1 protein-coding gene is annotated in these 537 nt (G+C 63.3%); it reads left to right on the top strand.

Translation table 11 applies throughout. The features are described from left to right. Positions 1-537, top strand: a 537-nt coding sequence (locus BST12_RS29265) for a DNA polymerase ligase N-terminal domain-containing protein (RefSeq protein WP_281254849.1), incomplete at both ends; no start/stop codon positions are given.

Genomic DNA, 537 nt, shown 5'->3' with positions numbered 1-537 from the left:
GGTACCGAAAAACCTGCCCGACAACACATCGGTTAACCATCTAGCGATACACACCGAGGACCACCCGCTGGAATACGCCACGTTCGAGGGCGCGATTCCCAGCGGGGAGTACGGCGCCGGCAAGGTGATCATCTGGGACTCCGGCACTTACGACACCGAGAAGTTCCACGATGACCCGCACACGGGGGAGGTCATCGTGAATCTGCACGGCGGCCGGATCTCTGGGCGTTATGCGCTGATTCGGACCAACGGCGATCGGTGGCTGGCGCACCGCCTAAAGAATCAGAAAGACCAGAAGGTGTTCGAGTTCGACAATCTGGCCCCAATGCTTGCCACGCACGGCACGGTGGCCGGTCTAAAGGCCAGCCAGTGGGCGTTCGAAGGCAAGTGGGACGGCTACCGGTTGCTGGTTGAGGCTGACCACGGCGCCGTGCGGCTGCGGTCCCGCAGCGGGCGCGATGTCACCGCCGAGTATCCGCAATTGCGGGCATTGGCGGAGGATCTCGCCGATCACCACGTGGTGCTGGACGGCGAGGC

Source organism: Mycobacterium angelicum (assembly GCF_002086155.1).
GTDB lineage: Bacteria > Actinomycetota > Actinomycetes > Mycobacteriales > Mycobacteriaceae > Mycobacterium > Mycobacterium angelicum.
Note: the sequence above shows the minus strand (reverse complement) of the source record. Positions and strands in the feature narration are given on the sequence as shown.